Origin of the sequence: Micromonospora sp. M51, assembly GCF_018070305.1 — a bacterium.
Taxonomy (GTDB): domain Bacteria; phylum Actinomycetota; class Actinomycetes; order Mycobacteriales; family Micromonosporaceae; genus Micromonospora; species Micromonospora parva.
Map to the genome: position 1 here is coordinate 1 of NZ_JAGPXZ010000820.1, position 2,576 is coordinate 2,576.

Genomic DNA, 2,576 nt, shown 5'->3' on the forward strand with positions numbered 1-2,576 from the left:
GGTCCGGGCCGCGAAGCCGGACGTGGTGATCGTGCAGGAGGGGCCGCGCCGGTTCCGGTGGCGGCAGAAGTCCGCCACGTTGGCCGAGTCGTTCGGTCTGGTGGTGGCCGCCGGTGGGCTGCCCGCCCTGGGCAACCTGCTGCTGACCAGCCTGCGGGTGCAGGTGCGCGCCACCCGCTGCCAGCGCTTCCCGCTGACCCCCGGCCGGCACCTGCGCGGCGCCGCGTACGCCGACTGCAGGGTCGGCGACGCTGCGTTCACCGTCGCCGGCTCGCATCTGTCCACCGACCCGGCCGAGCGGCCCTCCCAGGCCGCCGAGTTCAAGCGTGGCCTGGACGCGGCGACCAGCCCGGTGCTGGCCGGCGCGGACCTCAACGAGGGTCCGGACGGACCCGCCTGGGCCACGGTGTCGCGCGGGTTGACCGACGCCGCGGTGGCGGCCGACCGGGCCGAACGGCTCACGTACTCGTGCGCCGACCCGCGCCGGCGCATCGACGCGCTCTTCGTCGACCCACGGATCACCGTTGTCGACTACGACGTGGTGGACACCCCGCAGACCCGGCGGGCCAGCGACCACTTCCCGGTCCTGGTCGACCTGCTCCTGCCCACCACCGGCTGACCTCCGCCCCCGGCCCGCGCGTCGACGCGTCCGCTCCAGGACTGGACATCCGGCCCCGTTGTGGAGAGGATTTCGCGGCGACCGGCACGCCTGCCGTACCAAAAGGAGATGTCCCCGGTGTCCACCTCCACCGACCACGGCCGGCCCGACCCGGAGGCGACCTCGCCCGCGGCGAACAGCGACGGCCGCCCGGTCTCCGACCGGGGCGACACGGTCTGCGTCATCGGGGCCGGGGCCAGCGGGCTGACCGCCATCAAGAACCTGCGCGAGCACGGGTTCGGCGTGGACTGCTACGAGCGGGAGACGGGCGTCGGCGGCGCCTGGAACTGGCGGCACGACCGCAGCCCGGTGTACGCCAGCACCCACCTGATCTCGTCGAAGCCGTTCACCCAGTTCCCCGACTTCCCGATGCCGGACTCCTGGCCGGACTATCCGCACCACGGTCAGGTGCTGTCGTACTTCGAGCGGTACGCCGACCACTTCGACCTGCGCTCGCACATCTGGTTCGGCACCGAGGTGATCCGGGTCCAGCCCGTCGAGGGGGATCGGTGGGACGTCACCACCCGCTCCACCGGCGGGTACGGCCCGGAGCGCACCGCCCGGTACGCCGCCGTGGTGATCGCCAACGGGCACAACTGGTCGCCGAAGCTGCCCCGCTACGAGGGCCTGGAACAGTTCCGTGGCGAGGTCATGCACGCCTCGTCCTACAAGGACCCGGCGCAGCTGCGCGGCAAGCGGGTGCTGGTGGTCGGCGCCGGCAACACCGGCTGCGACATCGCCGTCGAGGCCGCCCAGCAGGCGTCGCGCTGCTGGCACTCCACCCGGCGCGGCTACTGGTACGCGCCGAAGTACGTCCTCGGTCGCCCCGCCGACCAGGTCAACGACACCCTGTTGGCGCTGCGGGTGCCGCTGCGGGTACGGCAGTGGCTCTACCACTGGACGCTGCGGCTGACCGTCGGTGACCTGACCCGCTTCGGGCTGCCCAAGCCCGACCACCGGGTGTACGAGACGCACCCGATCGCGAACAGCCAGCTCGTCTACTACGTGGGCCACGGCGGGATCGGTCCGGTGCCGGACGTCGCCCGGTTCCACCCGTACGCGGTGGAGCTGGCCGACGGCCGCGAGATCGACCCCGAGGTGGTCGTCTTCGCCACCGGTTACCTCCCGCGCTTCGAGTTCCTCGACGCGTCGGTGTTCGGTGACAGCGCGGGCGCGGGTCGGCCCACGTTGTGGCTCAACGCGTTCACCCCGGGGCATCCCACCCTGGCGGTCGCCGGGCTGCTGCAACCGGACTCCGGGCTGTTCACCCTGTCGCACTGGCAGACGGTGCTCTTCGCCCGGCTGCTGCGGGCCCGTCGGGACCGGCCGGAACGCGCCGCGGCGTTCGCGTCCCGGGTGCGGGAGCGGGCCGGGGAGCGGTACTCCGGGCCGGTCAAGGAGAGCAGCCGGCACTGGTTCGAGGTCGGGCACGCCGACTACCTGCGCGCCGTCCAACGCGCCCTGACCGAGCTGGAGGGCAAGTGAGCGCCCAGCCGCATCGTCGCGAACGAAAGGCAGACCAGTGAGCGAGCTGCGGATCATGCGCGGCCGGGAGTGGTCGCGCCCGGTCCGGCCGGCCCGGCGGGAGGTGCTCAGCGCGATCCCCGAGCTGGAGGAGGGGCGCCCGCCGCTGCTCTTCGTGCCCGGGTTCGGGCACGGCGCGTGGGCGTTCGCCGAGCACTGGTTGGGTCACGCCGCGTCGCGGGGGTTCCCGGCGTACGCGGTGAGCCTGCGGGGGCACGGTGGCAGCGAGCCGGCGCCGGAGGCGACGCTGCGGGCGTACGCCCACGAGGTGGTCCAGGTGGCGGCGAGCCTGCCGCGGCAGGCGGTGCTGGTGGGGCACGGCGCCGGGGCCCTGGTCGTGGCGCACGCGTTGGCCCGCTACCCGGCGCGGGGCGCGGTGCTGGTGGCGCCGGTC

3 protein-coding genes are annotated in these 2,576 nt (G+C 73.9%); all 3 read left to right on the top strand.

All coding sequences use genetic code 11. The features are described from left to right. Positions 1 to 619: endonuclease (locus KBX53_RS29280; RefSeq protein ID WP_210862842.1), on the top strand; the 619-nt coding region annotated here is incomplete at its 5' end. Positions 620 to 736: 117 nt separating this feature from the next. Further along, positions 737 to 2,143: an NAD(P)/FAD-dependent oxidoreductase gene (locus tag KBX53_RS29285; protein ID WP_030337716.1), complete on the top strand. Its 1,407-nt coding sequence runs from the start codon at positions 737 to 739 to the stop codon at positions 2,141 to 2,143. Positions 2,144 to 2,198: 55 nt separating this feature from the next. After that, positions 2,199 to 2,576: alpha/beta hydrolase (locus KBX53_RS29290; RefSeq protein ID WP_210862843.1), on the top strand; the 378-nt coding region annotated here is incomplete at its 3' end.